Raw genomic sequence first — 22822 nt, 5'->3', positions numbered from 1 at the left:
GTCGTCCGTCAAGCTGTGGCGCGGCTGCGAGTTTCCTGGCAACGTGCTGAAGATCAGGGTGGGACGTTTTCACCCGAATGAGCGCCTTAATTGCTCTTGGAGCAAGCCCTAACGTCGAACCATGGCCACGACCACTCAGTCCACTGCGTACAGCAGGCAACTTGGCGATGAGCTGCGCAAACTGCGCGAGACCTGCACCGGCCTGACCGGTGCCGCACTCGCCGTCAGGCTTGGCTGGGATCCGAGCAAGCTCTCGACCATCGAAAACGGCAAGTACCGCGCGAGTGAGATCGACCTCGTGCAGTACTTGTCCAAGTGCGACAAGGACATCGACTTCTTCGAGGACTTCAAGCGGCGCTACCGGCACGCGTTCGACGAGTACATCGTCCAGACGTCGGACAACCTGCGCACGCTTGCGATGGCGGAGTCCACGGCCAAGACGATCATGAGGTACGACACGCAGTCGGTCACCGGCCTCCTGCAGACGGCGGAGTACGCCGACGCCTGGTACCGGATGGGTGGATTCGTCGCTGAGGACCGAATCCCGTCCCTCGTGCAGTTCCGGACGGACCGGCAGTCGCTTCTGCTGCGACACGATCGGCCTGATTGCCTGTTCTACATCCACGAGCACGCACTGCAGATGCAAGTCGGTGACAGCCGGATCATGGAGGATCAGTACTTCCGGTTGCTGTACAGCGCGCAGTTCATCCGGGTAGTGCCCGTCGGGGCGCCTGTGATCGCGGCCAACTGCACTCTGTGGGAGTTCGACAAGGCGAGGCCGGTGGCGTTCATCGAGGGTGACCTGGTGAACGTGTTCGTCCAGGATCCCAGCGCCATCGTGAGGGCACGTCTGCTGTTCGACCGTTTGGCTGAGGTCGCCTTGGATGCGGAACAATCGCGGAGCAGGCTGGCGGAGTACGCTGGCCAACCGCGAGAGGACCTCGATGACTCAGGAACGTGCATGGCGTAAGAGCAGTTACAGCGGTGCGACCGAGGACGGGGACTGCGTCGAGGTGTCGCTGGCCCACGACGCGCTCGTCCGTGACTCCAAGAACCCGTCCGGAGGCGTTCTGACCTTCACTTTCACCGCGTGGCAGAACTTCCTCGAAAATCGTTGAACCTTCTCCCGTCTCAGCACGTGTTCCCGCCGTCGAACGGGATCAAGGGGGACGGGTCATGGCTGACGAGAAGACGGTGCTGATCGGCCGGTGTGGCCCGACGGTGTTGTTGCCGAAGCAGGGCGGCCAGGTGGTGCCGCTGCGCAGGAAGGCACCGCTGCGGGTCGACGTCGCGGGCGGCGGTCCCGTCGGTCTGGCGTTCGCGTGCACGCTGAAGTCGTTGCTGGGGGACCAGGTCGCGGTGCGCGTGTTCGACCGTCGCTGGAAGCGGGCAGGCAACCGGGTCGCCTGGCGCGGCGCGGCCGACGGCAACAACCGTCGCGAGCAGGTCGTGACGCTGCAGAGCAACGTCTGGGCGGCCCTGCCCGCCGAGGTGCGCCAACGCCTTTTCACGCCCGGCAAGTTCTCCGAGATGTGGCCACTCGGCCCGGACTCGCCCGAGTCGAAGGGCCGTCCGCGCAACATCAAGATCCGCTGGATCGAGGACGCCCTCCTCGACATGGCGCAGGACGTCTACGGCATCGAACTGGTCCCCAGCGCCTACAGCGCGCCGGCCCGCTGGGACGGCCTGCACGTCCTCGCCATCGCCGACGGCGCCAGGTCCGCCACCCGCGACTCGCTCTCGTCCCACTTCGGCACCCCGAGCCGTGAACTGTTCTCTGTGGACGGTTCGCCGCTGGACGAGCGCGTGCTCGGCATCCGGGTCACGGCCAAGGTTCCCGACGAGCACACCGTGCCGTTGACCGTGGCGCAGAACAGGTTCCTCTTCAACTCGCTCGGCGGCGGCTTCATCAACATGCGCCTGACCGCCGAGGAGGCCTCCGAGATCGTGGCGCTCGGCGAGAACGGCCCGGTGTCGTGCATCGGCAAGTTCGGCTGCACCATGCGTCCGTCCGGAACGCGCTTCGTCTGCGACCGGCACCGCGCCGTGTTCAAGCCGTCCGTCGACAAGCTTTCCTACCTGTGGCCCCGGATTCTCGACGGACTGCGCTTCTTCGGCGTCGGCGCGGCGGACGTCGTGGGCATCAACTCGTTCACGCTCGGCATGCAGCAGATGTCGAAGTTCACCGCCCAGCTCGCGCCGTCGACGTTCGGCTTCCTGCTCGGCGACGCCGCCAACTCGCTGCACTTCTGGCCAGGCCGCGGCCTGAACACCGGGCTCAAGAGCGCGCTCTCGTTGGCCGTGAACCTGCAGAAGCGTTGGCGCGGCTCGGCTTTCCGTGCCGCCGACTTCGCGCAACACGAGGGCATCATGCAGCAGCTGCAGTACCGCGAGAAGTCACGCGCGTGGACCACCATGCTCATGCCGGACTCCGAGGGCGTGCCGCGCGGCATCGAGGACCGCATCCGCACCGGTTTGGAGGGCCCGTTCGACCGCGCCGCGCTGGTGTCGACCTTGTTCCAGCGCGTCCTGGACATCAAGAAGCGCCTCGGCGACCGGATGGGTTCGCTGGCCACCGACGAGTGGTACTACGGCCGGGTCAACGCGATGGACACGCGGACCTTGAAGGTCATGGTGGAGTCCGGGGCGTGGATCACGCGGGAGATCGGCGGCGAAGAGGTCGTCATTCCCTCTGCTGAGGCCGCCGCGGTCCAGGAGCCGGTTCGCCGCGGACTTTCGCTGGTCTCTTGATCGCAGTCCGTTGCCGTTGAGCGGGCAACTGTCATGACGACGCAGAACCCGCCTGGCCGGCGCGGGCGCTTGGTCAGGCGGGTTCTGCGGCCAGGGGTGGATCAGGGGCTGGTCAGCAGGGTGACCGGAGTGGTGTTGTGACTCCAGGAATTCAGGATCGCGTTGGTTTCTGCGAAGTACATGCAGCGGCTGCGGCCGGTGGTCGCCAGCTCCGCGTCGCCCGCCGAGATGATGCCGCGACTGCGCACTTTTCCGTCCGCGTGCCAGTCGTAGACAGGGCCTCCGCTGTCACCGGACCGAACAGCGAAGTACCCTTGCGGAGCGCAGGCCCTGACTCCGTAGATCGGCGTGGGCCAGCCGGAGAAGGTCCAACTGGTCGCTTGGTCGGCCACAAAGATCCCACAGGTGTACCCCGTGTGAACTCCGCTCTGGCAGATCTCGTTGTTGTTGTAGGACCAGGCGGAATCCCGGTAGTGGGTCCAGCTGCTGTCGTTCGTCCACACCCCACTCCACGCGTTGGTCGCGACCGATGCGGCATCACGGGTCGAGTCCCACCCGCTCACGTATCCGATGTGGTGCCCGCCCATGCCGGTCTGAACCGGTCCGTCACCGACACCTCCCTCGTAGCAGTGCGCCGCGGTCATCAGAAAAGTCTGGGCTCCCTGGCGCACCCCAAAAGCGGAACTGCAGAACGAAGCACCACCGCTGCCGAGGTGAATGCCGCCCGAGAACGGCGGGTCGTCGTCGTACCGGCTGGCCGGCACTGCGCCGCCTTCACCCCTTTCGACGCTGAGCGGTACACCGGACGTCGCAGCGGTCGAGACGGCGGCGACATCGTTGGCCCGTACCTTGAGCCCGCTGCCATCCGGATTGAGCGCTATCGAGTACACCTCAATAGCGCTGGACGCCTTCCAGTTCGCGGCCGACTTCCAGAGCAGGTCGGCAGCTTTTCTCAACTCGGAGCGGCTGTGCTTCGCCGCACGAAAGTCGATCTTCATTGCCGCTGTGCCCGGTACGGCTGCGACCAGGGTCCTCGCGGCCGTCAGGTCCTTGGCGTGCAAGGTGATTGTCTGGGTCTTCCGGTCGACGGACAGGCCTGCGAACCCGATCTCCGTGTGGAGCGCGCGGTCCTGGATGGCGGATGCGGTGGTGTCGAGTGTTGTGGCGATCGGCGCTCCGGCAGGTGCGGCGGTCAGCTGCTTGCCCGACTTGGCCGCGGCTGCTTGGCCGTTGAACGAGACCAGTAACAGGGTGACTGCAGGCAGCACAAATAGACGTGATCTTTTCAACGAAGCCCCCAAGGCTTAGTAGACTGACTCTACGTACAGTCTGTGTCATTAAAGTGACACGATCACGTACCGTAGACTCTGCCGATCGGTGCGTCAATGGAGGAGGACGATCGGTGAGCGGTGGTCCTCGGACGCTGGCCGAGAAGGTGGAGTACCTGTTTCGCGAGGTGCACCCGAAAGGCCGCAAGCCCTTCACGCACCCCGAAGTGTCCGCCGCGACGGGCTTGTCGACCGGGCTGCTGTCCGCGCTGCGGTCGGGCAAGAACCTCAACCCCACGAAGGACACGCTGGAACGGCTGGCGGGGTTCTTCGGTGTGCCGGTGGCGTTCTTCTTCGACGACCAGACGGCGGACGAGATCGCCGCGCAGATCGGGCTGGCCGGAGCCATGCGGGATGCAGGGGTGGCCAACGCGGCGGCGCGGATGGTGGGGTTGTCGCAGGGCAGTGTGGACGCCGTCCGCGCGTTGACCGAACAGCTGCGGAAGCTGGAAGGTCTCGAGTGAGCAGGCTGGCCCGCGGACTCGTCCTTCCGAGTCCGTTCGACATCGTCGAGCTGTGTGCGCGGGTGTCGCGGCGAAGGCGAAGACGGATCGTGCTGGCGCCGATGCCGTTGTCCGCTCTCGGGCCGTGCGGTCTGTGGCTGGCAGGCGAGCAGGCCGACATCATCTGCTACGAGCAGGACACGTCCGAGCTGCACCAGGAACACATCATTCTGCACGAGCTCGGCCACATCCTGCACGACCACCAAGGCGCCGAGACGTTGAACGCGTTGCTGCCCGACCTCAGCGGCGCCACGCTGCGGATCATGCTGGCCCGCCAGCACGACGCCTTCTCGGCCAAGGCCGAACGCGAGGCCGAGCAGTTCGCTTACGCCGTGCTCGCCCGAGCGTCTCGTGGCGACGGCTTCCGACGCGTGCTGGAGACTTGATAGCGGACAACGCTCACGCGTTGATGACGGCGCTGGTCGCGGTGAGCGTGGTGTTCCGGTTCCTCGCCATGCGCCGCAGTCCCGGCGACGAGGCGACCCGCGCGGTGTTCTTCGCCCTGCTGTTCATGGAGATATCCCGGTTGCTGGGCTATCCGCCGGTGTACTGGTTCCTGCATCGGCTGACCGGCGAGATCCCCAGCATCTGGTTGCTGGTGCAGCAACTCGCCAACATGGCCACCGCTTACAACGCGGCCAACTTCACGCTCGCGGTGGTGGCGCCGGGAACGTCGACCCGGTGGCGGACGCGCCTGCTCTTCGGGAGCATGGCCGCTCTGGTCGTCTGCTACCTGCTCGGCCCGTTCCGGCTCGGGTTGCCCATCCTCGGCTCCCGCGGCCACACCGATCCGGGGGTCGTCGCGTACGTGACCACCTCGCAGACCTACAGCATGCTGGTGCAGGCCGGTCTGCTGAGGTTGTTGTGGCGCAACCGAACCCCGGAGCGCGACCTGCTGCGCACCAGCCTCACCCTGCTCGGCGTCGGGTGTGCGCTGCTGGTCGCGCAGGGTGTGCACAAGCTGTACTACCTCTGGGCCGTCTTCCTGGGTTTCCCTCCGTCGTGGGCGGACAACGGACCCAGCGGCGTGCAGATCTACCTCGTCTTCCCCGGCTCGGTGTTCTTCCTGCTCGGCCTGGTGCTGCCGTCGTTCGGAGCGTGGTGGACCCGCAGGCGGCTGTACCGGCAGTTGGAGCCACTCGCCTCGGCCGTCGGTACCGAGAACATCGGGGTGCGCGGCCAGCGCGCCCGCCTGTTGACCCGCGTCATCGGAATCCGGGACGCACTCCTCGGTCCGCTGCGCTCGCGATTCGACTCGGCCGTGTATGAGGCGGCTCTGGCCGAAGCCCGTGACCTCGGACCCGACGGCGCGCGTGCGCACGCCGAAGCCGCCTGCATCGCCGCCGCACTCCGCGGGGACGAGCCGAGCCTGCCGCCGCCGGTGTTCGCGACGCCCAGGCCCGGCGACGACGCCGCCTGGCTCGCACAGGTGAGCGTCGCGTACTCCCGGCTCGCCGAGCGGCAGTAGGCCAGCGGATCGATCAGAGCGCTTGCGTGGTTGTCGCTCGTTTCCTGAGACTCAGCCCAGCTCGATGACCGCCTTGCCGTGCAGGCGCCGTCCGAGCAGAGCGCCGACACCCTCGCCGGCTTCGGCCAGACCGCCCCGCCACGAGATCCGCGGCGTGAGCACGCCGCTGCCGACCTGGCGGGCCAGCCACGCCAGGTCCGCGCCGAGTCCGGTGAAGGCGCCAAGGTAGAAGGTCACGATCGAACGGTCGTGGCCGTGGTTGCCCAGCAACGCGCCGAACGGAAAGGTCTCGCCCTCGCCCGTCGTGTGTCCGACGGCGACGAGCGTGCCGCGCGGGGCGAGCCTGCCGAAGGCGTCGACCAGCTGCGGCCCGCCGACGAGGTCCACGACCCCGTCGGCCGGTGCGTCGACCAGGCCCGGTTCCGTCACGACCTCGCCCGCGCCCAGGGCCCGCAGTTCGTCGCCGTGCGCGGCGGGGTCGCCGGTGGACGCGATGACGTGGGCGCCACCGAGCCGGGCGAGCTGGACTGCGTAGTGCCCGACGCCGCCGGTCGCACCGGTGATCAGGACGCGTCGTCCCAGCAGGGAACCGAGGCGGTGCAACGCTCCCAGCGCGCTGAGCCCGGCCACCGGGATCGTGCTGACCGCGCCGGGGTCGGCCGTGGCGGGCGTGACGGCCAGCGCGTCGGTGTCCACGGCACGCAGCTGCGCCCAGGCACCGGCCGGGCCGATCGTGACCACGGGGGTGCTGGCGGAGGGTCCGGAACCGTCGGCCGCGGCACGTTCGACGACCCCCGCCGCGTCCGAGCCGAGCACCGTGCCGTCCGGGACCAGCGGCACGCCGTGGCTGACCTCGCCGAAGTTTGAGCGAGGCCGCGGTGACCCGCACCAGCGCCTGATGTGGTGCGGGTACGGGATCTTCGGTCTCGCCGGGCGCGAGGCCGCCGGGCGCGGAGTGGTCGATCAGAAGGGCGCGCATGCGTGCGTGAGCGCAAGAAGCAGCACACGCGGGAAACGTTGATCGACACGGCGCTGGAGTTGTTCCTCCAGCACGGTTTCGCTCGCGTCACCCTCGATCAGCTGTGCGACGAGGTGGCCGTCTCGAAGCGCACGTTCTTCCGGTACTTCACCAGCAAGGAAGACGTCGCGATGGCACCGCTGCAGGACATGTGGCAGGCCTTCCTCGACGACCTGGACACCCGCGAACCCGACTGCGCGCTGCTGCTGCACTTCCTGCGGGACGCACTGCTCGGCGCGCCCTGCTCAGCTGTCAGTTGACCGCGGTGACGCCGTCCATGAACGCGCACGGGCTGCAGTTCTGCGAGCAGACCACGTGTGCGGCACTGGAGGTCGTCCAGCGCAGGTTCGGCGTCGACGCCACCGGCGATCCGCGCCCGTGGCTGGCGGGGGACATGCTGCTCGCCGCGTTCCGCCACGCCCTGGCCGACTGGGCCGCGCAGGCCGACCCGGCCGTGGCCGCGCTCACGAGCCGGATTCGTGACACGGTCGCCGTGATCCCGGACGTCCTCGCAATTCGTTGCCACAAACGGGACAATTCCGGGTCAGAACGAATGGCGTCCTCGTGTTTCTCCGGGAGTCCACCACCCAGGGATCAGGCGAGGCCGATAATGCGGAGCCATGAGCCTCGCCTGGGTCCTGGCCTCACTCGGCATCGCGATAGTGGTTGTCGCAATCGTTGTGGTGATCCGTCGTCGTTCGTCGCGCCGTCAGGAAGTCGTCAACGAACCCCCGGTGTTCAACGCGCCGGTCGTCGACCAGCGCTACGAGAAGGACATCAGCTTTGACGACGATGTCGACGGGTGCCTGGACACCGTCGAGGGCGAGGATTCGTCGCCCCTGCGCGAGCTCCTGTCCGTCCAGTTCGGCAGCACCGTCAACGCCAGCGTGCGGCTGAACGCCGAGGCATCCGACTGGTCGTCCCTCGCCCTCGGGCTGGACGGGAAACCGGGCCCCCTTCCTCGCAGCGGCCTGTTCGTCCGGCGCAACAACGAGTTCGGCACCAAGGCGACCCTCGGCATCGCGGACCTGGTCGACCAGGGCGTGCTGATCGACCAGGCCCAGATCCGGTTCGACGATTTCGTGGCCTCGAATCCGTCGGGAATTCCCACGCCGTCATCGGGGGAGGCTCTCGCCGTCAGCCACGGCACGTGCGAGGCGCGGGAACACTTCCGCGCGAACGAGAACACCACGCATTTCGTCGAACTGGCACTGCGCGCCGGCGAGGGCGGCCGAGGCACGTCGCCGAACCGGGAAATGCTGCCGGTGAACTTCGTGTTCGTCGTCGACACGAGCCTGTCGATGGAGGGGGAGAAGCTCGACACCGTCAAGTCGGCGATTCGTGGGCTCTACTCCCAGCTGCGCGACACCGATGTCCTGGGAATCGTCACGTTCGACACGCGCGTCCGCACGTTGCTCAAGGCCACGCCGAAGCACGACATCCCCGCGGCCCGCCTGGACGAGATCGTGACGGGCCTGGGGGCCGACGGCGGCACGGACATCAACCTCGGCGTCCTCTACGGCATCGACGAGATCGCGCGGCATTCCCAGGCGGACGTGGTCAACTGCCTGTACCTGTTCTCCGACGGCGATCCGAACTCGGGCGAACGCAACTGGATCACCATCCGCCGCAACATCGCCGACCGCATCCGTGGCGATCTCACCCTGTCCTGCTTCGGTTTCGGCGCAGACGCCCGCATGCGCGAACTGGAAGCGCTGGCCGGCCTCACCGGCGGCTCCTGCCTGCTGGTGACCACTCCCGACGACGTGCGTCTCAACCTCGCCGAGGACCTCGCCCGCCGCGACCACCTGGCCGCGATCAACATCCAGCTGCAGATCCGCCTCGACGCGGAGATCACCGCGTGGCACCTCTACGGCCACGACCTGATCACCGATCCGCCCAGCCGCGCCCGCGTCGAACGGGAAGTGTCGGCCGCGAAACACCGGGCGCGCGAGGAGATGGGCGTCGAGTCGCTGCCCGACCTCGTGACCGAGGACGACGGCATCCGGATCTTCGCGCCCGACCTGGCGTTCGACGAGACGTACTGGGTGGTCCTGGAAGTGCAGGCCCCGCAAGGCTGGCAGGGCTTCGGCCAGGCCACGGTCCAGTACGTCGACGCCGTGGCCAGGGACAACCGCCGGCACGTCGTCGACCTCGGTCCCGACACCACGATCGCCGCCGAGACCGTGTTCGCGCACGCGGTCGGCCTCTGGACGAGCGAGGTCACGTTCTACGCGCTCGACGACCTCTACCAGAACGACCGCGAGTCGGCCGGGCGCCGGCTGGCCGAGCACGTCGAGGTCCTCAGTGCGGCCCACTCCCAGGTGCCGGCGCCGCAGTTCCGCGACGACCAGACGACGTTCCGGAAGTTGATCAGCCTTTCGAGCAACCTCGGGCAGATCCAGGCGTGGACCGACGGGGGCGACGTCGGCTACACGATCTTCGCCATGAACAGGTTCGGGCAGAGCAGGTCGGGCTTCATCCGCAACCGCTTCAGCTAGCCAGATAGACCCAGGCGTCCGCGCCCGACCCGAGCCGGGCGAGCGCCCGCCGGTAGTCGTCGACCTCGTAGAGGTCGGCCGCCGCCAGCTCTTCCGTCGTCACCTCGAAAACAGTGCCCGCGGTCGTGTCGGCGGGATCGCCGGTGTGCCGGACGATCGGGTGCCGGTCCGTGCCGCTGACCGCGATCACGGCCGGGTCGGTGATCGTCACCCAGTCCTGCCGATAACCCGGCAGCACGTCCGGCGCGCCGTGGAGCTCCCGGCCGAAGTGCTCGCGCTGGACCGACGGCGTCTGCAGCGTCCCGTACGAGAAGAGGTTGACCACCGCGTCGGCCGGGCCTCCGATCCGGCGCAGCACCGGGTTCGCGACATCGGCGTTGCCCAGCACGATGGAGGCACGGGCGGCTGGTCCCACCTCGTCGAGATAGCGCTGGCTCGCGGCGTGATACCGCTGGTCGAAGGCACGTTCGGCCTGTTCCAGCCCGCCGAGCAGTTCGGTGTCCCTGCGCGTGCCGCGGGCCCGAGCGATCTCGAACGGCGTGTCGACGAAGACCACCTCGTCCCACTCCAGGTCACGCTGCAGGAAGCTCCCGTCGACGACCAACACGAGGTCATCAGGGGCGATCACCGGTGATTCGTCGACGGCGGCGTCCGAGTGGAGGTCGATGATCCGCTCCCGGTACTTCCGGTCCCCGCCGGGCCCGAGCGGCTCCAGCACCAGCCGTGCGAAGGCCGCGAAGTCGTAGGCGTCGGCGTAGTAGCCGTCCGCCGAGTCCCGCCCCTGCCGGTGCCGGATCGCACGCGGGTTGTGGAACCCGTCCATCGACAGGTGCGCGGCCGAACGGCCCCTCGACGCGACCGCCGCGGTCAGCTCGCGGGCCAGGGTCGTCTTGCCCGACGCCGTGATCCCGTCGACGGCCACTCGCAACGGACGGCCGAGCGCGACGAGGTGATCGGCGATCCGGCCCAGCACGCGGTCTCTCGATGTGATCATGAGACCGACTCTATGTCAGGCCTTCCGGCGGTTCTGGTGCCGTGACGGGCGAAGCCGCCGGTCACGACACCAGAAAGGCGGTGGGGGTCAGACCGCCCAGCCGCCCTCTTCCGCGGTCGACTTGGCGAACTCGGCGAAGGTCCGTGCCGGACGGCCGAGTGCGCGCTGCACACCGTCGGAGAGGTACTCGTCGGTGCCGTTGCGAATCGGCTCGACCATGTCCGCGAACGCCTTGGCGTCCTCGGGCGACAGACCGGCCGCCACCAGCTCCGCGATGTAGTCCTCGACGGAGAGCGGTACGTAGCGGATCTCGCGACCGGCGTGCTCGGAGATCGTGGCCACCGCCTCGGCCAGGTTGAGGGCCTTGGGGCCGGACAGTTCGTAGATCTGCCCGTTGTGCTTGTCCTCGGTCAGCGCGGCGACGACCACCGCCGCGATGTCCTCGGCGTCGACGAAGCTGACGGCGCCGTCGCCCGCGGGCAGGCGCAGCTCACCGGCACGGATGTAGTCGGCGAAGAAGCCCTCGCTGAAGTTCTGCGCGAACCAGCCGGGCCTGGTGATGGACCACTCCAGGCCGCTCTCTCGCACGGCGGCCTCGCTGTCGAGGAGACCGTCCAGGATGCCGCTGGTGTCGGTCGCGTAGTTCGGGTTGTCGATGCCACGGCCGGAGGCCAGCACCACTCGCCGCAGGCCGTGCTTCACCGCGCGCTCGACGAACTGGCGGACGAGCACCGTGCCGTCGAGCTGCACGATGTAGGCCGAGCGGGCGCCTTCGAGCGCGGCGTCCCAGGTGCCGCTGTCGGTCCAGTCGAAGACCTGCTCACCGTGCCGGGCGGCCGCGCGGACCGGCAGGCCCTTGGCGCGCAGCTGCTTGACGACGCGGCTGCCGGACTTCCCGGTAGCCCCGGTGACGAGAATTGGTTGATCAGACATGACTCCATCAAAACGTGTAACAGCGAGACCATCCATGGCCAATGCGCTCCACTTGATGTCTGATCGTCTACGCTGAAGGGGTGGATGCCGTCTCGGAGCTGTTGGCGGACGTACGGGCGCGTGGCGCCGTCTTCCGGCAGGCGGTCATGCGACCGCCGTGGGCGTTGCGGATGGCCAGTGGTGCCCCGCTGACGCTCGCCACGATGCTGCGCGGTCACGCCTGGATCGTCCCGGACAGAGGCGAACCGGCGCTGGTGCGGGCGGGTGACGTCGCGGTGGTGCGCGGCGACGTGCCCTACGTCGTGGCCGACGACCCCGCGACCACGCCCACGCTGGAGGTGACCAGCGCCGACTTCTGCCCGACGGCGGTGGGGGTGGAGTCCGTCAGGGACCGGACCTGCGGCACGCCGGACGACCGGGCGACCGTGTTGCTCAGCGGGGCGTTCGAGCGCAGGGGAGAGCTCAGCGAACGGCTGCTCCGGTCGTTGCCGCCGGTACTGGTCGTGTCCGCGGCGGACACCGCCTACCCGTCCGCGGAGATGCTGGCCGAGGAGGTGGCCAGGGACCGCCCAGGACACCAGTTGGTGCTGGACCGGATGCTCGATCTGATGCTCGTCTCCGCGCTGCGCGCCTGGTTCGACAACCCGGCGGCCGACGCGCCCGCGTGGTGCCGCGCCCTGGAGGAACCGGTGGTGGGCCAGGCGTTGCGGCTGATGCACGACGCGCCCGCCCACCCGTGGACCGTGGCGAACCTGGCGGCCGAGGTGGGGGTGTCGCGGGCGGCGCTCGCCCGGCGGTTCACCGCGTCGGTCGGCGAGTCGCCGATGGCCTACCTCACGAACTGGCGGATCGCACTGGCCGCCGACATGCTCAGGGAGACCGACCACACGGTGGGCTCGATCGCGCGGAAAGTGGGCTACGCCAACGCTTTCGCGCTGAGCGTGGCGTTCAAACGGCTGCGCGGCACGCGGCCGAGCGACCACCGCAACCCGGAACCGGCGTGGCGGGCGAGCTGAGCGCCGCCACGCCGGCCGGCACTCACTTCGGCAGCCGCACCGACAGCGCGTGGTTGAACACGTCGCGCGGGTCCCACTTGGCCTTCACCTGCTGGAGCCTCGGGTAGTTCCCCTTGTAGTACAGCGTGTGCCAGGGCACGCCCGAGGTGTTCCAGGCGGGATCGGCGAGGTCGACGTCCGCGTAGTTGATGTACGAGCCGTCGTACTGCTCGCCGGGGACCGGGACGCCACCGGTGTTCGCGTGCATGTCCCGGTAGAACTCCCTGACCCACCGCAGATGTTCGGCGTCCTCGGCGGGGTTGGTCCAGCTCGTCACGTAGACGATCTTGTTGATGGAGTCGCGCTGGGCCTGTGCGGTGGCGGTCGGCGGCACGGCGTTGACCGCGCCGCCGTAGGAGGTGATCAGCCAGCCCGCGACGGGGTTGGCGTAGGCGGTGCCGGTCAGCCGGTCGTAGGCGATGTCGAGCTCCCGGTCGGGCAGCGGCTTGCGCAGGTAGGCCGCCTTCACCTTCGCGCGGGTGCCGCTGAACGTGTCCGGTGTGCGGGAGAGCAGAGCGGACTTGAGCCACGGGTCGCGGCGCACGTCATGGGTGAACGGGACACCGACGCCGTCGTTCAGCGCGGCGAGGTAGTCGGCCAGCAGCCGGTCCGCGTCGGGGCGCGTACCGTCCACAGTGGTGTTGAGGTCGAGCACACCGGACTGTCTGCGCAGGATGGTGAACAGGCTGTAGAAGCTCGCGTAGGGCGAACCCGGCGCACTGTTCAGCTCGTGCCAGCGACCGTGGTTGCGCAGCAGTCTGCGGAAGGCCTCCCGGGTCATGTCCGGCCACGACCACCGAACCAGGCTGTCCAGCACCGTCTTCGGCGGCTTGGGCAGCAGGGCCGCCGGGTCGTTCCCGGTGGCGGCGGGGGAGCGGAACCAGTATCTGGTCACCACGCCGAAGTTCCCGCCGCCACCGCCGGTGTGCGCCCACCACAGGTCGCGGTTGGGATCGGACGGCAGGTTGGTGGCGGTGACCAGCCTGGCCTTCCCGGCGGCGTCGACGACCACGACCTCGACGCCGTACAGGTGGTCGATCGAGCTGCCGTACAGCCGGCTCAGCCTGCCGTACCCGCCGCCGCTGAAGTGCCCGCCCGCGCCGACGGTCGGGGTGAGACCGGCGGGGATCGTGACGCCCCACTTCTTGTAGAGCGTGCGGTAGACCTCACCGAGCCCCGCGCCCGGCTCCACGAAGAACGCACCGCGCGCGGGGTCGAAGCCGGTCTCGTTCAGCTCCGAGAGGTCGATGATCAACTGCGAGGACGGCGCGTGCACGAAGTCCTCGGAGCAGTGCCCGCCGCTGCGGACGACGACCTTGAGACCCGCGTCCACCGCGGCCTGCACGGACCGCACGACCTGGGCGGCCGAGCCGACCACGTGCACCTGGCGAGGTGTGGCGACGAACCGGGCGTTGGAGCCGATCACCAGGTCGGCGTACTGGCGGTCGGTGGGGGTGACCACAGTGGTGGGTGGTTCCACCACGTCGGCGGCGGCGGCGGTTCTGGGCAGCATCGGGGACACGGCGGCGGCGACAGGCATCGCCGCCGCGCCCAGCAGGAGTCTCCGGCGTGACTGGTCGGTCATGGGCGAGGTCCTTCCTCATCGGTGCGGGACAGTGCTGGTGGTGCGGCGGGTCAGTGGAGGTGCGCGCGCAGCGCCGACGTCACGGCCGCGATCTTGCGTCGCGCGGACTGGTGCAGTGCCGGATCGCCGAGCACCGCCTCGACCGCTGTCGTGCCGTTGAAGGAATAGATCGCGTAGAGGTGCATCGAGCTGGAACTGCTCGGGCTCAACACACTCGTGTCCTGGACCTTGTTGTAGAGGGCGCCGTGGAAAGCGCCGAAGGTCAGCTCGGCGGGGGAGCGCAGGGCCGGCACCGTGCCCCAGTTCGTGGTCAGCACGCTGCCCGGCGCGGACGGCCGGGTGAGGCCGTCGACGAAGTCGTGGATTCCCGCCGCGTTGCGGTGGATCTCCGTGCGCTCCTCGACCGCTTCCGGCAGCCGGGCCCCGACCGCGCGGGCCAGGCTGATCAGGTCGGAGCCCGTGTCCTCGGACGCGGTGAAGCCGACGAAGCTGATCACGTTCGTCCCCGCGGCCATCGCGACCTGGGGTGTCAGCCTGGTCCGCATGTCCACGGTGATGGCGTAGGGGATCTCGGTGACCGGCCGGCCGCGTTCGGCCGCCTCTGCCTGGATGATCGCCGCGGACACCAGCGCGTTCAGGGTGACTCCGGTGCGGTGGCCGAGATCCAGCAGCGCGTCGGTGCCGAACTCGCAGCGGACGAGCTGGTTCGTGAACACGGGCAGGTCCGCGGTGTCCGCCGCGCGCCCGGCGGGCTGTCGTGCGGGCGGGACCGGGTACTCGAAGTCGCCGATCCCCCGGTTGGACAGGATCTTCTCGATCGCGTCCGGGTATCCGTGCACGGGGAGGACCGTCGCCCTGCCCTGCACGGCGTCCGTGTAGCAGGCCCAGAAGTCCTCCAGCACGGCGATCGCGTGGTGGCCGTCGGCGATCGCGTGGTGGATCACCAGCGCGACGATCGCCCGGTCGCCGTCGTGCACCACGTGGACCGCGGACACACCGTCGCGCGGGTCCACGTCGAACCCCGTCAGCGGGGCCGACGGATCGGCGGTGCCCACGCTGACCACGCTGACGCCGGGTAGCGGTTCGGTGCCGGTGACCACCACCCGCTGGTCGCCGACCTGGTCCAGCCGCGCGGCCAGCACGGGGTAGGAGTGGCGGACGGCCTCCAGCGCGGTGGTGAGCGCGTCCACGTCCAGCCGCCCGCGTACCTCCACCGCGTAGCCCACGTAGGCGCCGAGTGCCGCGTACCAGCTTTCGGTGGGCGAGAGACCGCGGACGACGGTGGGCCTGCTGATGATCTCGATCATTTTCGGAGGATCTCCTCGACGGGTCGGCGATGGCCGGTCCACGAAACGGCGACTGCCGCCCGCGGACAGGGCGCGGGCGGATTCCGGAATTCGGAGACAAAATGATTCGCCAGTACCGGCGCCAGGTGGCCGCGCGAGGTCGGGTCGATTTCCCGCTCGACCGGACCGGCGTACTTCTCCACCTTACCCGTTTGCTTCGTTCCTGCGCTTCAGGAAACGGAACTGCAGCTTCCTGAGCATGCGGCGACCTGGAGTGCGGAGGTGTTCGCTCATATGGTTCTCATCGGTGGCAATACCGAGACAAATCGCCGGAAGGTGAATTCCCTGCTTCGCGGTGAATCGGGCTGTGTGCCTTGGGGGATGCATGCGATTTCACGTGTTGGGCCCGCTGCGGGTGCGTGACGGTGACCGTCCCGTGCGGGTCAGCGGGGTGCGGCAGGGGGCGACCCTGGGATACCTGCTGCTGCACGCCAACGAGATGGTGCCGATGAGCAGGCTGATCGACGCCGTCTGGCCGGCCAGGGTCCCGCCCACCGCGCGCCAGGTGCTGCACAACGCGGTCTTCCGGTTGCGCGGCATCTTCGCCACCGCGCGCCACACCTGCCGTGCCGAGCTGTCCAGGGTCGGGCCGGGCTACGCGCTGCTCGTCGACGAGGAGTCGCTGGACCTGGCGTTGTTCCGGCGCCTCGCGGCTCTCGGCCGCACCGAGCTCCGTGCGGGCCGGTGGGAGCAGGCGTCCACGACGCTGCACGCCGCGTCCCGGCTGTGGCACGGGGCCGCGCTCGCCGACCTGGTCGAGCACGGCTACGACTGGCCGGAGCTGCGGGCGCTGCCGGAGGAGCGGACGGCGGTGCTTCTCGACCGGGTCGACGCGGACCTGGCGCTCGGACGCAACGCGGACGTGATCGGCGACCTGGAGCACCTGCTGGCCACCGATCCGCTGAACGAACAGGTGTGCGCGCGGCTGATGCGGGCCCTGTACGAGACCGGGCGGCAGGCCGACGCGCTGACCCTGTACCGCACGACGAGGGCGGCGCTGATCGGTCAGCTCGGCCTGGAACCGAGCCCTCCGCTGCGGGAGCTCGAACTCGCCATCCTCCACCACGACCTCACCCCGGTGACCGCGGCCGACCTGGTCCCCGGCGCCTACGGGCACGGCTGACACCTGCCCGCTTCGTGAACCCGGCAAGACGGAAATGAAATGGAGACCACTGGATGGCGCAGATGTCATCGGCCGCGCTCGCCGCTGTCGAGAACGCGACACTGGGGACGATGAAGGACGTCAGCATCGACGACATGATCGACTACGTCCACAAGGACCTGAAGAAGCTCCCGGACTACATCGATCTCTACAAGCGGTACTTCACCCATCGCTGGAACGCCTACGACCTGGACTTCAGTCAGGACGCCATCGACTGGCGGACCAAGATGACCGAGGTGGAGCGCAAGGCGTTCACCGAGATCGCCGCCGCGTTCCACCACGCGGAGCGCCAGGTCGAGGTCGAGCTGCCGATCTTCATGCTCACGGGCAGCGAAGAAGCCAAGATGTACCTCACCACGCAGCTCGAGGACGAGGCCAGGCACACCCTGTTCTTCGACCGGTTCTACCGCGAGGTCGTCGGCCTGCCCGGTGAGTCGGTCGAGGACCTGCTCGCCTCCTCGTTCCCGCACGTGCCCGAGACGTTCGTGGGCGCGTTCGGCCTGCTGTCCTACCTGACGGAGGACCTGCGTCTCGACCCGGCGGACCCGGTCAAGCGCGTGCGCTTCGCCACCGCCTACTTCCTGTGGATCGAGGGCGTGCTGGCCCTGACGATCATGAAGCTGACGCTGAGCTACTGCCGCAACAAGGGTTACCTGCCCGGCTACTACACCGGGTTCATCGCGTCCTGCCGGGACGAGGCGAGGCACGTCCAGTTCGGCATGCGGTTCCTGCGCGACTCGGTGCAGGAGGACCCCCGGCTGCTCAACGAGATCCACGAGACGTTGCGCACCGAGCTGGCGATGAACGGCGGCGCGAGCGTCCCGGCTCCGCTGGAGCCGCTCGGGTTCTCCGAGGAGGAGGTCGTCCAGTTCATGATCCGGCAGGTCAACAACAAGCTGTCCGACGTGGGCATCTCGTTGCCGCCGGACATCCAGGAGATGGTGAACAACATCCAGCCCGAGATCGCGGGAGGCTGACCGATGACCACGACGACGCCGACGTTCGGCTTCCTCACCGAGGAATGGGCCGAGACCGTGCGCGAGCGGCTCGACCACGGCCCCAGCGAGGAGACGCTGGCGCGCAAGCAGGAGAGCTACTGGGAGTGGATCGCCGCCACCCGCGGCGTGTACTCCCACACCTGGGCGCTGGGAGTGCAGGAGCGCGACGGCAGCACCTCCTACCTCCACCTCACCTGGCAGCAGGGCAAGTGCGCCAAGGCAGGGATCATCGCGCCGGGCGAGCCGGTGTCCGCCGACTTCGTGATCGTCGGGACCAGGGACACCTGGCGGCAGTTCCTCGCGGGCGAGCTGGACCACCAGCGGATGGTCGTGGACAAGCAGCTGCGGCTGGTCCACGGCAACATCCTGATCTTCTTCCGCGCCGTCTTCTTCTTCATCGAGTGCCTGGCCGTGCTCGAGAAGGTGCCCACCAGCTTCGACTCGAAGGGATGAACGGGGTGTCCACGGACCTGGATCTGGGCTACGCGCCCGAAGTTCAGAAGCTGGTAGACAAGGCCCACGGCCTGATCCCCCTGCTGCGGGCCAACGCGGCGCGCGGCGAGGAGGACCGCGGCATCGTGGCCGAGAGCGCGGACGCGTTGCGTGACGCCGGTTTCTTCCGGATGAGCGTGCCGAAGTCGCTCGGAGGCGACGAGCTCGACATCCGGACGCAGACGGCCGTCATCGCCGCGGTCGGCCGGGGTGACGCCTCGGCCGGTTGGCTGGTCAGCATCACCGGCGCGGCCGAGACGCTGTCCAGCCTGGTCTCCGCGGAAGGCGCCAAGGAGATGTTCGGTGCCTCGCCGGACGTCTACGTGTGCGCCAACGGCGGGCACCACGGCGCCACCGCGACCCGTGCGGACGGCGGCTACCGGGTCTCCGGCCGTTTCCCGACGATCTCCGGCTGCGAGATCGGCGACTGGATGATCCTGGCGGTCGTGCCGGTCGTCGCCGACGGCGAACCCACCGGTGAGCTGATCTCGATGGCGGCCCCGCCGAAGGACGGCCGGATCGACCGCACCTGGTACGTCGCGGGCATGCAGGCCACCGGCAGTCACACCGTCGAGTACGACGGGCTGTTCGTGCCGGACAGCAGGGTCATCAAGCACGAGATCACCCCGCAGGGAAGCCTCACGAACTTCCCCAGCCTGGAGACGTTCGCCGCGGTGGCGCACCGGTCCATCGCGTCGCTGGTCGGCGCCGTGCACGGTGCGCTGGACATCGTGCGGGCGACCCTGGACAAGGGCAAGCCGCTCATCGACACCACCTACGGCACCTCGCTGGACTCGCCGGTCGCGCGTCAGTGGCTCGGCGAGGCCACGCACCTGGTGGACACGTCCTACCAGCACATGCTGACCGCGTCGGACATCTACGACGCGGCCAGGGCGGCGGGCTCCATGTCGCGCGAGGAGCGCACCAGGGCGCGCAGGCACGGCGTCTCCGCGCTGGAGGCCGCGCGGCAGGCCCTGATGAGGATTCTCGACCTCGGTGGCACCGGCGGTTTCGCCAGTGCCAGCCCGCTGCAGCGCTACTGGCGGGACTTCGAGGTGGGCAGCCACCACATCCACTTCAACAAGTTCGTGGCGTTCGAGGACTACAGCCGGGCGCTGCTCGGCACCGAGGAGCCCGTCTCGGTCATCCACTGACCGGCCGGACGCCCGCCGGACGCCCGCCGGACGCGATGAAGGGCTCCTTCATCCACCTCAGGTGGATGAAGGAGCCCTTCATCGTCAAGCGCCGGCAGGTCAGCTGGAGCCGAACCGGTTGTCGATGGCGAACTTCCACTGCCCGTTCTCGCGCACCAGCACGTCGGTGGCCCGGCCGCTCTGCTTGTGCCGGGCGCCGTCCGGGCCGAGTTCGTCCAGTGACCACTCGGTCACCACCATGGCGATGTCGCCGGCGAGGTAGGTGTGGATGAACTCGAAGTCGACCTGGGGCTTCGACTCGGCGAAGTAGCCCGCCAGCGCCTCCCGCAGGTCACCGCTCTTGGGCAGGGCGAGTCCGCGCTCGACCACCGTGGCCCCGTCGTCGATGAAGGTGGCGAGCACCCCGTCGACGTCACCCGCGTTGAACGCGTCCCTGTACTTCTGCTGAATTTCCGCGAACATCCGCCGCTCCTCCGTGCTCGGAATGGTTCCCGCTGCCGCAAGGTTAAAGTCCCGCTCGACTCCTCTCATAACCTCGCACTAATCGTCTGCTAACCCAGGAAACCGTCCCAGGATTCGTTAGTGGCCGGTTAGGCGCGTTCGAAAGAATCATTTCAGGCCGACGGAAAAAAGGAGGGTCATGACGACCGAAGTCAGCGAACTGGTCGATGGCGTCCTGCACAGGGCGACGGGTGAAGTCGGCCTGGACGTGGAATATGTGCGGGCCGTGGGCAACACGGTGTTCGCGAAGGGCGTGGACGGCGCCGAGGTCCCGGTGACGGACTTCCTCGGCGGGTTCGGCGCCCTGCTGCTGGGGCACAACAACCCGGCCCTGGTCGCCCACCTCACCGATCTGCTCCAGCGCGAGGCCCCTGTGCTGACGCAGCTGTCACTGCGACCGCAGGCGCACGACGTCGTGGGCACGTTGAACCGCGTGCTGCACCGGGAGTTCCAGACCGACGAGCCGTACTTCGGGGTGTTCGCCAACAGCGGCGCCGAGGGGATCGAGGTCGCGGTGAAGCACGCGGAGCTCGACCGCGTGCTGCGGGTCGGCGCACTGCGCGCCGAGATCGAGGAGCACATCGCCGCCGCGCAGGCGGCGGAGCCCACGGACATCGACGCCTCGGTGCTGGGCCTGCCGGCCGGGACGGACCTCGACGACGTCGTGGCGGAACTGCGCTGGCACAACGAGACCGCTTTCGCCGGTCCGCCCAGGCTCGTCGCGCTCACCGGCGGGTTCCACGGCAAGCTGATGGGCTCCATCCAGCTCACCCACAACGGCGACTACCGGCTGCCGTTCGCGTCCCTCGGCGCGCAGGCGGTCTTCGCCCCGGCCGGCGACCCGGACGCGCTGAGGGCGACCTTCGAGGACGCCCGTGTCGTCGCGTACGACCTGAACGTCACCGCGACGCGGGTCGAGGTCGTCCAGCGCGACGCCCCGGTGTTCGCCGCGCTGCTGCTGGAGCCGGTGCAGGGCGAGGGCGGCATCGTGCCGCTGACCGCCGAGTTCGCCAAGCAGGTCCAGGCACTGGCCGCCGAGTTCGGGTGCCCGGTCGTCGTGGACGAGATCCAGAGCGGCACCGGCCGCACCGGAACCTTCTTCGCCTCCTCCCAGATCGGGTTGCTGGGCGACTACTACGTGCTGTCCAAGAGCCTGGGCGGCGGGCTCGTGAAGCTCTCCGTGACCCTCGTGCGGGGTTCCCGGTACCGGCCCGAGTTCGAGATGGTGCACAGCTCGACGTTCGCGAAGGACGGTCTGTCCACCTCGGTGGCCGCCGCGGTGCTGGAGTTGCTGGAGGCCGACGGCGGCGCGCTCTACCGCAAGGCGGCCGAGCGCGGCGAACGGCTGGCCTCCGCACTGCACGCGGTGCGCGCCGACTACCCCGACATCGTCGCCGACGTCCGTGGTCTCGGGCTGCTCCAGGGCATCGAGTTCGGCAATCTGTCCACATCGGACTCGGCGCTGGCCGCACAGCTGCAGGGCGTCGGCCAGTTCGGCTTCCTGGCCAGCGGCTACCTGCTGCACGAGCACCGGGTCCGGCTGTTCCCGACCGGCAGTGCCCCGAACACGTTGCGGTTGCAGCCTTCGGTGTACGTGACCGACGAGGAGATCGACCGGCTCGCCGCGGGGCTGCGCGCGCTGTGCGCGTTGCTGCGCGTCGGCGACGACCAGGGGCTCACCGCGTTCGCCGGCAGGCGAGTCTTCTAGGGGACGCGATGGCGAACACCGCGCGGCTGCTGCTGTCCGTGGCGTCCGGCACGGAGGCCGAACCCGCCTGCCGTGCCGAAGTGATCGAGGAGGCGGTCGCCCACGGCGGGCGTGACGTCGTCGGCTGGGCCGTGTCCACCGGACGCGACCTGCGGGCGGCCGTCACCGCCGAGCTGGCCGGGTCCGGCGTCCGGCTCGTGCCGGAGGACCACGCGTTCCTGGAGATGATCGCGCTGTGGTGCGCGCTGCGGCTGGACGGGGCGCGGCAGCTGCCGGACCAGTTCTCCCGGTGTGTCGAGGCGGCGGTGCGGACGCACGTGGAACGCGGCTTCGAGCTGGACTGCTCGCTGGCGCTGGTCCGCATGGCACATGCCCGGATCACCCAGGACCTGCTGGGCCGGTGCGGCGGACTGGACGAGGCGCACCAGCCCGTCACGGTGATGTACGAGCTGTCCGAGGCGCTGTTCGACGCCGTGGACACTCTGTGCACCCTGGTGTCCGCCGGGTTCCTGCGGGCCAGGGAGACGTGGCACGGCGGGCTGGTCGCGCGCCGCAGGGAACTCGTCCGCGCGGTGCTGCGCGCCGAGTCCGTGCCGGCGGACAAGGCCACGAGTCTGCTCGGTTACGACGTCACCCGCCGGCACCTCGCCGTGCTCGTGTGGTCGGAGCGGGACGACCGGTGCGACGCGGACCTGGAGCGCGCCGCGTCGCGCTTGCTCGCTCGCGCGGGCTGTGCGGCGCGGTTGCTGATACCGGTGGGCGCCGCGGGACTGTGGGCGTGGGGCGCGCAACCCGAGGGGGACGCGGACCTCGCCGACGTGCCGCTGCCCCCGGACGTGCGCGCCGCGGTGGGACTGCCCGCCGCCGGACCGGCCGGGATGCGCTCCTCGCACCTGCAGGCGGTGACCGCGGCCCGGCTCGGGTCGAGGTCGGGCGCGTCCGCCGTGCACGAGTACCGCGCGCTGGAGTTCGTCGCGCTGATGGCCGCGGACGAGACCACCGCGGCGGCCTTCGTGGAGCGCCAGCTCGGCCCGCTGGCCGCGGACACCCCGGCCGCGCGGGTGTTGCGGGCGACGCTGAAGAGCTACCTCGACGAGGACCGCAGCCCGGCGGTCGCGGCCCGGCACCTGCACGTCGCGAAGAACACCGTGCTGTACCGGGTGAAGAAGGCCGAGCAACTGCGCGGCAGCCCGCTGGCCGACAACCGCCTCCAGCTGCACGCCGCCCTGCACCTGGCGGAGGTGCTGGGCACCGGCGACCAGGGACCACCCGGCACGGCGACGAACTGACCACCGCCGGCACCGCCCGGACCACGAGCACTCCAG

The 22822-nt window shown here is 69.2% G+C and carries 23 protein-coding genes; 15 read left to right on the top strand and 8 right to left on the bottom strand.

Translation table 11 applies throughout. The annotated features are described in order from the left end of the window. The first annotated feature begins 121 nt into the window (after window positions 1-121). The 3 genes from B0F77_RS32240 to B0F77_RS32230 are packed head-to-tail and all read left to right on the top strand — an operon-like array spanning window position 122 to window position 2751. Window positions 122-970 (top strand): helix-turn-helix domain-containing protein, encoded by an 849-nt coding sequence (locus B0F77_RS32240; protein ID WP_086666792.1) that lies wholly within the window; start codon window positions 122-124, stop codon window positions 968-970. After that, complete coding sequence (locus B0F77_RS32235) at window positions 945-1118, top strand: DUF397 domain-containing protein (RefSeq protein WP_086666791.1); 174 nt, start codon at window positions 945-947, stop codon at window positions 1116-1118. The genes B0F77_RS32240 and B0F77_RS32235 overlap by 26 nt, the downstream gene beginning before the upstream one ends. Before the next feature lie 58 nt (window positions 1119-1176). Beyond that, on the top strand, window positions 1177-2751 hold the full coding sequence (locus tag B0F77_RS32230; RefSeq protein ID WP_086666790.1) for a hypothetical protein: 1575 nt from the start codon (window positions 1177-1179) through the stop codon (window positions 2749-2751). A 101-nt stretch (window positions 2752-2852) separates the two neighbouring features. Here B0F77_RS32230 and B0F77_RS32225 read toward each other — a convergent pair whose 3' ends face one another. Then, window positions 2853-4019: a chymotrypsin family serine protease gene (locus B0F77_RS32225; protein WP_086666789.1), complete on the bottom strand. Its 1167-nt coding sequence runs from the start codon at window positions 4017-4019 to the stop codon at window positions 2853-2855. A 134-nt stretch (window positions 4020-4153) separates the two neighbouring features. Between B0F77_RS32225 and B0F77_RS32220 the strand changes: the two genes are divergently transcribed. The 3 genes from B0F77_RS32220 to B0F77_RS32210 are packed head-to-tail and all read left to right on the top strand — an operon-like array spanning window position 4154 to window position 6050. Next, window positions 4154-4543 (top strand): helix-turn-helix domain-containing protein, encoded by a 390-nt coding sequence (locus tag B0F77_RS32220; protein ID WP_086666788.1) that lies wholly within the window; start codon window positions 4154-4156, stop codon window positions 4541-4543. Next, the gene (locus B0F77_RS32215) at window positions 4540-4968 is read left to right on the top strand and encodes a M78 family metallopeptidase domain-containing protein (protein WP_143466999.1); all 429 of its coding nucleotides are present in this window, start codon (window positions 4540-4542) and stop codon (window positions 4966-4968) included. The genes B0F77_RS32220 and B0F77_RS32215 overlap by 4 nt, the downstream gene beginning before the upstream one ends. A gap of 23 nt (window positions 4969-4991) precedes the next feature. Then, a complete protein-coding gene (locus tag B0F77_RS32210) occupies window positions 4992-6050 on the top strand; it encodes a DUF6545 domain-containing protein (protein ID WP_086666787.1) in 1059 nt (352 codons plus the stop codon). A gap of 51 nt (window positions 6051-6101) precedes the next feature. Here the strand turns inward: B0F77_RS32210 and B0F77_RS32205 are convergent, their stop codons facing one another. Further along, window positions 6102-6890 (bottom strand): zinc-binding dehydrogenase, encoded by a 789-nt coding sequence (locus B0F77_RS32205; RefSeq protein WP_342746859.1) that lies wholly within the window; start codon window positions 6888-6890, stop codon window positions 6102-6104. 141 nt (window positions 6891-7031) lie between these two features. On the opposite strand from B0F77_RS32205, the gene B0F77_RS49270 reads away from it, so the two are divergent. Then, on the top strand, window positions 7032-7328 hold the full coding sequence (locus B0F77_RS49270; RefSeq protein WP_211294162.1) for a TetR/AcrR family transcriptional regulator: 297 nt from the start codon (window positions 7032-7034) through the stop codon (window positions 7326-7328). Here B0F77_RS49270 and B0F77_RS50060 read toward each other — a convergent pair. Then, complete coding sequence (locus tag B0F77_RS50060) at window positions 7321-7554, bottom strand: hypothetical protein (RefSeq protein ID WP_245848929.1); 234 nt, start codon at window positions 7552-7554, stop codon at window positions 7321-7323. The genes B0F77_RS49270 and B0F77_RS50060 overlap by 8 nt on opposite strands. Window positions 7555-7688: 134 nt before the next feature. Here B0F77_RS50060 and B0F77_RS32195 point away from each other — a divergent pair, with 134 nt between their 5' ends. Beyond that, a complete protein-coding gene (locus tag B0F77_RS32195) occupies window positions 7689-9569 on the top strand; it encodes a VWA domain-containing protein (protein WP_086666786.1) in 1881 nt (626 codons plus the stop codon). On the opposite strand, the gene B0F77_RS32190 is transcribed toward B0F77_RS32195, so the two are convergent. Together B0F77_RS32190 and B0F77_RS32185 are read right to left on the bottom strand one after the other, a co-directional pair. Then, window positions 9562-10563, bottom strand: a complete 1002-nt coding sequence (locus tag B0F77_RS32190; protein ID WP_086666785.1) for a gamma-glutamylcyclotransferase — start codon at window positions 10561-10563, stop codon at window positions 9562-9564. The two genes, B0F77_RS32195 and B0F77_RS32190, sit on opposite strands and share 8 nt — an antisense overlap. A gap of 87 nt (window positions 10564-10650) precedes the next feature. Then, window positions 10651-11496: an NAD(P)H-binding protein gene (locus B0F77_RS32185; protein WP_086666784.1), complete on the bottom strand. Its 846-nt coding sequence runs from the start codon at window positions 11494-11496 to the stop codon at window positions 10651-10653. An 80-nt stretch (window positions 11497-11576) separates the two neighbouring features. Here B0F77_RS32185 and B0F77_RS32180 point away from each other — a divergent pair, with 80 nt between their 5' ends. Beyond that, on the top strand, window positions 11577-12512 hold the full coding sequence (locus B0F77_RS32180) for an AraC family transcriptional regulator (protein WP_086666783.1): 936 nt from the start codon (window positions 11577-11579) through the stop codon (window positions 12510-12512). A gap of 22 nt (window positions 12513-12534) precedes the next feature. Here B0F77_RS32180 and B0F77_RS32175 read toward each other — a convergent pair whose 3' ends face one another. After that, window positions 12535-14136 carry an FAD-binding oxidoreductase gene (locus B0F77_RS32175; protein ID WP_086666782.1) on the bottom strand — a complete coding sequence of 534 codons (1602 nt, stop codon included), beginning with the start codon at window positions 14134-14136 and terminating at the stop codon, window positions 12535-12537. Between the two features lie 50 nt (window positions 14137-14186). Further along, window positions 14187-15443: a phthiocerol/phthiodiolone dimycocerosyl transferase family protein gene (locus B0F77_RS32170; RefSeq protein WP_086666781.1), complete on the bottom strand. Its 1257-nt coding sequence runs from the start codon at window positions 15441-15443 to the stop codon at window positions 14187-14189. Between the two features lie 364 nt (window positions 15444-15807). Between B0F77_RS32170 and B0F77_RS32165 the strand changes: the two genes are divergently transcribed. The 4 genes from B0F77_RS32165 to B0F77_RS32155 are packed head-to-tail and all read left to right on the top strand — an operon-like array spanning window position 15808 to window position 19288. Next, window positions 15808-16605 carry an AfsR/SARP family transcriptional regulator gene (locus B0F77_RS32165; protein ID WP_086666780.1) on the top strand — a complete coding sequence of 266 codons (798 nt, stop codon included), beginning with the start codon at window positions 15808-15810 and terminating at the stop codon, window positions 16603-16605. 53 nt (window positions 16606-16658) lie between these two features. Continuing rightward, the gene (locus tag B0F77_RS32160; protein ID WP_086666779.1) at window positions 16659-17621 is read left to right on the top strand and encodes a ribonucleotide-diphosphate reductase subunit beta; all 963 of its coding nucleotides are present in this window, start codon (window positions 16659-16661) and stop codon (window positions 17619-17621) included. A gap of 3 nt (window positions 17622-17624) precedes the next feature. Next, complete coding sequence (locus tag B0F77_RS48165) at window positions 17625-18095, top strand: hypothetical protein (RefSeq protein WP_158102879.1); 471 nt, start codon at window positions 17625-17627, stop codon at window positions 18093-18095. A 5-nt stretch (window positions 18096-18100) separates the two neighbouring features. Further along, entirely contained in the window at window positions 18101-19288 is a 1188-nt protein-coding gene (locus B0F77_RS32155) for an acyl-CoA dehydrogenase family protein (protein ID WP_158102878.1), read from the top strand. Between the two features lie 99 nt (window positions 19289-19387). On the opposite strand, the gene B0F77_RS32150 is transcribed toward B0F77_RS32155, so the two are convergent. After that, window positions 19388-19750, bottom strand: coding sequence for a YybH family protein (locus B0F77_RS32150; RefSeq protein ID WP_158102877.1), 363 nt, complete (start codon window positions 19748-19750; stop codon window positions 19388-19390). A gap of 178 nt (window positions 19751-19928) precedes the next feature. On the opposite strand from B0F77_RS32150, the gene B0F77_RS32145 reads away from it, so the two are divergent. Together B0F77_RS32145 and B0F77_RS32140 are read left to right on the top strand one after the other, a co-directional pair. Beyond that, the gene (locus B0F77_RS32145; RefSeq protein WP_086666776.1) at window positions 19929-21497 is read left to right on the top strand and encodes an aspartate aminotransferase family protein; all 1569 of its coding nucleotides are present in this window, start codon (window positions 19929-19931) and stop codon (window positions 21495-21497) included. Between the two features lie 8 nt (window positions 21498-21505). Continuing rightward, window positions 21506-22786, top strand: a complete 1281-nt coding sequence (locus tag B0F77_RS32140) for a PucR family transcriptional regulator (protein WP_086666775.1) — start codon at window positions 21506-21508, stop codon at window positions 22784-22786. Window positions 22787-22822: the final 36 nt, after the last annotated feature.

The organism is Lentzea kentuckyensis, from assembly GCF_002150765.1.
Taxonomy (GTDB): Bacteria; Actinomycetota; Actinomycetes; order Mycobacteriales; family Pseudonocardiaceae; genus Lentzea; species Lentzea kentuckyensis.
The sequence above is the reverse complement of the archived record's forward strand: the minus strand, read 5'-3'. Positions and strand labels throughout refer to the sequence as shown.